4 protein-coding genes are annotated in these 5,135 nt (G+C 60.4%); 3 read left to right on the top strand and 1 reads right to left on the bottom strand.

Annotation, left to right across the window (positions count from 1 at the left end):
- Nucleotides 1-227 precede the first annotated feature (227 nt).
- From ACE04F_RS13120 to ACE04F_RS13130, 3 genes are all read left to right on the top strand, one after another.
- Nucleotides 228-1,349: a beta-ketoacyl-ACP synthase III gene (locus ACE04F_RS13120; RefSeq protein WP_486107253.1), complete on the top strand. Its 1,122-nt coding sequence runs from the start codon at nt 228-230 to the stop codon at nt 1,347-1,349.
- A gap of 293 nt (nt 1,350-1,642) precedes the next feature.
- A complete protein-coding gene (locus ACE04F_RS13125; RefSeq protein WP_486107255.1) occupies nt 1,643-2,953 on the top strand; it encodes an OprO/OprP family phosphate-selective porin in 1,311 nt (436 codons plus the stop codon).
- A gap of 127 nt (nt 2,954-3,080) precedes the next feature.
- Complete coding sequence (locus ACE04F_RS13130) at nt 3,081-4,205, top strand: GNAT family N-acetyltransferase (RefSeq protein WP_486107257.1); 1,125 nt, start codon at nt 3,081-3,083, stop codon at nt 4,203-4,205.
- Nucleotides 4,206-4,372: 167 nt separating this feature from the next.
- Here the strand turns inward: ACE04F_RS13130 and ACE04F_RS13135 are convergent.
- A partial coding sequence (locus tag ACE04F_RS13135) for an ABC transporter ATP-binding protein (protein ID WP_486107259.1) occupies nt 4,373-5,135 on the bottom strand: 763 nt, incomplete at its 5' end.

Here is a 5,135-nt window from a genome sequence, read left to right on the forward strand (position 1 = left end):
TCGCTCCCACAGGTTCCATGGCTGATGAAAGGGAGAATGGGCCAAACGCCAGCGTTTATGGCAAACTTCGCGCCTATAAATGCCGGTCCCGTGGTTTTGAGCCTCAATGCCACGGGCGGATCGGAATAAAGCGATGCCAGGTCTGCTCCCACGGGATGGGAAAGACCCTTTGCGTGTTGGTACGTCGGTGCCAATACTTTCTGCCTGAACAGATCAGAGACACGACCATGCATAACGTCGTCATCAGCGGCACCGGCCTGTACACCCCGGCCAACAGCATCTCCAACGAAGAGCTGGTGCAGTCTTTCAATACCTATGTCGCGCAGTTCAACGCCGACAACGCCGAGGCCATCGAGCGCGGCGAAGTCGAGGCATTGACCGAGTCCAATGCGGCCTTCATCGAAAAGGCTTCAGGCATCAAGAGCCGTTTCGTGATGGACAAGGACGGTATTCTCGACCCCAAGCGCATGACGCCGCGCCTGCCGGAGCGCTCCAACGAAGAATGGTCGGTGCTCTGCGAAATGGCCGTCGGCGCCGCGAAACAGGCGCTTGAGCGCGCCGGTCGCCGCGCCGCCGACATCGACGGCGTGATCGTCGCCTGTTCCAATCTGCAGCGTGCTTATCCGGCCATCGCCATCGAAGTCCAGGAAGCCCTGGGTATCGAAGGGTTCGGTTTCGACATGAACGTGGCCTGTTCTTCGGCGACCTTTGGCATCCAGGCCGCCGCTAACAGCGTACAGCTGGGCCAGGCCCGGGCGATCCTGATGGTCAACCCGGAAGTGTGCACCGGCCACTTGAATTTTCGTGATCGCGACAGCCACTTCATCTTCGGCGACGCAGCTACGGCGGTGATCATCGAGCGGGCGGACCAGGCGACATCGCCGTACCAGTTCGATGTGGTCAGCACCAAGCTGCTCACCAAATTCTCCAACAACATCCGCAACAACTTCGGCTTCCTCAACCGCGCGGCGGAAGAGGGCATCGGCACGCGGGACAAACTGTTCGTCCAGGAAGGCCGCAAGGTATTTCGCGACGTCTGCCCGATGGTCGCTGAATTGATTGGCGCGCATTTGCAGGAAAACCAGCTGAACGTCGGCGAAATAAAGCGTTTCTGGCTGCACCAAGCCAACCTGAGCATGAATCAGCTGATCGTGCGCAAACTGCTCGGGCGTGAAGCCACGGAGGAAGAAGCCCCGGTGATTCTCGACCGCTACGCCAACACCAGCTCGGCGGGTTCGGTGATTTCTTTTCACCTGTACCAAGACGACCTGCCCAGCGGCTCGGTCGCGGTACTCAGCTCGTTTGGCGCTGGCTACTCGATCGGCAGCGTGATTCTGCGTAAGCGCTGATCCCTCGTTCAGCGCACTCGCGCTGTTCCTGTGGGAGCGAGCCTGCTCGCGAAGGCGGCGGACCAGTCAATGCAACGTTGACTGACTCACCGCTTTCGCGAGCGGGCTCGCTCCCACAGGTTTTGCAGTAAATCTGTTATTCCCATTCGAAGTAAAAAGTTCCGCTGTCATAAAATCTTTATGTGATAGCAACTTGCCTGACACACCCCATCGCCAAGATCCCCTCCCAACACCAGCGGGCCCAGTTCCGCGTGTTTTCTAACGCATAGACTACCAACTAGGGGAATTCTTCGATGATCCGTAAGCACTTCGCAGGTTTTGCCGCCAGCGCTCTGGCAATGGCAGTAACCGCCCAGGCTTTCGCCGGCACCGTAACCACAGACGGCGCCGATATCGTGGTCAAGACCAAGGGCGGCCTGGAGGTCGCTACCACTGACAAAGAGTTCAGCTTCAAGCTCGGCGGTCGTTTGCAGGCTGACTACAGCCAGTTCGACGGGATCTACACCAGAAACGGTGATACGGCCGACGCTGCTTACTTCCGTCGTGCGTTCCTGGAACTGTCCGGCGTGCTGTACACGGATTGGGCCTACACCATCAACTACGATTTTTCTCATAACGCCGGTAGTTCCGAGGACGGTTACTTCGACGAAGCGTCCCTGGCCTATAACGGCTTCAAACCGGTATCGATCAAGGTCGGCCGTTTCGACCCGGACTTCGGCCTGGAAAAAGCCACCAGCTCCAAGTGGGTCACGGCTCCTGAGCGTAACGCCGCCTACGACCTGATCGATTGGGCCAACAGCCATCAGAATGGCATGGGCCTGCAAGCGTCCAGCACGTTCGCCGATTCGTTCTACGCTTCGGCCGGTGTGTTCAGCAAGGACAACAATGACACCGACGGCAATAGCGTCAAGCAAGTCAACGGTCGCTTCGTCTTCGCTCCGATGCACGACGCCGGTAACGTCCTGCACTTCGGATTGAACGTGGCATCGCGCGATGTTTCCGACACCGCGTTCGACGCACGTTATCACTCCCGTTTGGGCATGCGCGGTGTGGTGACGGGTGGCGGCAACGATGCTGGCGCCAATGGCAACCGTCCACTCCTGGGCGGCGCCAACCCCTCCGCAGCTGGCTCTTACGATACCGACACCGCCTTCGGCCTGGAAGCCGCTTTCGCCATGGGCCCAGCGTCGATCCAAGGTGAATACATCAGCCGCAAGACCAAAGCTGACAGCGCTGCCTTCGAAGACATCAAAGGCCACGGTTTCTACGTCCAGGGTGCCTATACCCTCACTGGCGAATCTCGCGGCTATAAGGTCGGCAAGTTCGACGCGATCAAGCCGCAGAACAAATCCATCGGCGCCTGGGAAGTGTTCTACCGCTTCGACAGCCTGACCGTCGAGGACGACAACATCGTCACCGCTACTACCACCCGAGAAGTGGGCGATGCCGAAGCCAAGGTGCACAACCTGGGTGTGAACTGGTACGCCAACGAGGCGGTGAAAATCACCGGTGCCTACGTCAAGGCCAAGACCGACAAAGTCACCAACGCCAATGGCGACGATGATGGCGACGGTTTCGTTGTACGCGCCCAGTACGTGTTCTAAATCGTAACCTGATATACCGCTGCACTTTCATCCGTTACAGCTCCTTTGAACCCCGCCTCCGGCGGGGTTTTTTTATTCTGGATCGGCGATACTCGCGCAATCCGTCGTCTGGATATCGGGGAACCGCATGCCGCTTCACGTCTTGGACAGCCTTTCTGCCATCGCCCCGCACGAGTGGGACGCGTTGGTGCCTGCCAATCAACCGTTCCTGCGCCACGCTTTTCTCACCGCCCTGGAAGACAGCGCCAGCCTGGGCGCGCATTCCGGTTGGCAGCCCGAGCACCTGCTGCACATAGAAGACGGACGGCTGCTGGCGGCCCTGCCCAGTTACCGCAAGTGGCATTCCTACGGCGAGTACGTGTTCGATCATGGCTGGGCCGACGCCTGTGCACGGGCGGGCATCGACTATTACCCCAAGCTGTTGACGGCGGTGCCGTTCAGTCCCGTCAGCGGGCCACGGCTGTTAACGGCGCGCGCGGGAGATGGCGTGGAACTGCTCGGTAGCCTGCCGGGTTATCTGGAAATCGAAGGGCTTTCCAGCGCTCACATCAACTTCACTGATGCCTCTACCGATGCGGCGTTGGCCGGTCAGGACGGTTGGCTGCAGCGCATCGGTTGCCAATATCACTGGCAGAATCGCGGCTATCGGGACTTCCAGGATTTTCTCGATGCGCTCAGTTCGCGCAAGCGCAAGCAGATGCGCAAGGAGCGCGAGCAAGTGGCTGGGCAGGGCATCGGGTTCGAGTGGCTCGAAGGCCATCAACTGGACGAGGCGCAATGGGATTTTGTCTACGCCTGTTACGCCAATACCTATGCGGTGCGGCGGCAAGCGCCTTATCTGACCCGGGCATTCTTCAGCCTGCTGGCCGAGCGCATGCCCGAGGCCATTCGCGTGGTGCTGGCCAAGCAAGGTTCGCGGCCGGTGGCGATGGCCTTCAGCCTGGTGGGCGGCGACAGTTTTTATGGGCGTTACTGGGGCTGCCTGGCAGAGTTTGATCGGCTGCATTTCGAGACGTGTTTCTACCAAGGCATGGACTATGCGATTGCCAACGGTCTGCAGCGCTTTGACGCCGGAGCCCAGGGCGAGCACAAATTGATTCGCGGGTTCGAGCCGGTGATTACCCGCTCGTGGCACTACCTGCGCCATCCCGGCTTGAAAGCGGCGGTGGCGGATTTTCTCGCGCGCGAGCATGAGGGGGTGCTGGCGTATGCCGAAGAGGCCAGGACAGCACTGCCGTATCGGCAGTGCTGAGGCTGTTTTGAAATCCCGTGGCGAGGGAGCTTGCTCCCGCTGGGCTGCGCAGCAGCCCCAAAAAAGCTGAATCCAACCATGAAGCTGGATCCGGGCTTCAAAGGGGGGCGCTGCGCACCCCAGCGGGAGCAAGCTCCCTCGCCACGGGATTTGTGCATAACCCAGACTCAGTCAATCCCGACGAACCCACCCGTCTGATGCTGCCAGAGCCGCGCGTACAGCCCGCCATGGGCCAACAGCTCGGCATGACTGCCGGTCTCGGCGATGTGGCCGTTTTCCAGCACCACCAACCGGTCCATCCGGGCGATGGTCGAGAGGCGGTGGGCGATGGCGATCACGGTCTTGCCTTGCATCAGCGTCTCGAGACTTTCCTGGATCGCCGCTTCGACTTCCGAATCCAGCGCGGAGGTCGCTTCGTCCATGATCAGGATCGGCGCATCCTTGAGCAGTACCCGGGCGATGGCGATGCGTTGGCGCTGGCCACCGGAGAGCTTCACGCCGCGCTCACCCACATGAGCGTCGAAACCGCTGCGGCCCTCGGCGTCCGACAGCAACGGGATGAACTCATCGGCGCGGGCCTTGTGCACCGCTTCCCAGAGTTGCGCGTCGGTGGCGTCGGGCTTGCCATAAAGCAGGTTGTCGCGGATCGAACGGTGCAGCAGCGAGGTGTCCTGGGTGATCATGCCGATGCGTTCGCGCAGGCTTTCCTGCCCGACATGGGCAATGTCCTGGCCGTCGATGAGGATGCGTCCGCCCTGCACGTCATAGAGGCGCAGCAGCAGGTTCACGAGTGTCGATTTACCCGCGCCGGAAGGGCCGATCAGGCCGATTTTCTCGCCGGGCCTGATGGTCAGGTTCAGGTCGCTGATCACGCCGCTTTTCTTGCCGTAGTGGAAATCCACGTGCTCGAAACGCACCTCGCCACGGGCC

Source organism: Pseudomonas sp. AGC41, assembly GCF_057334555.1.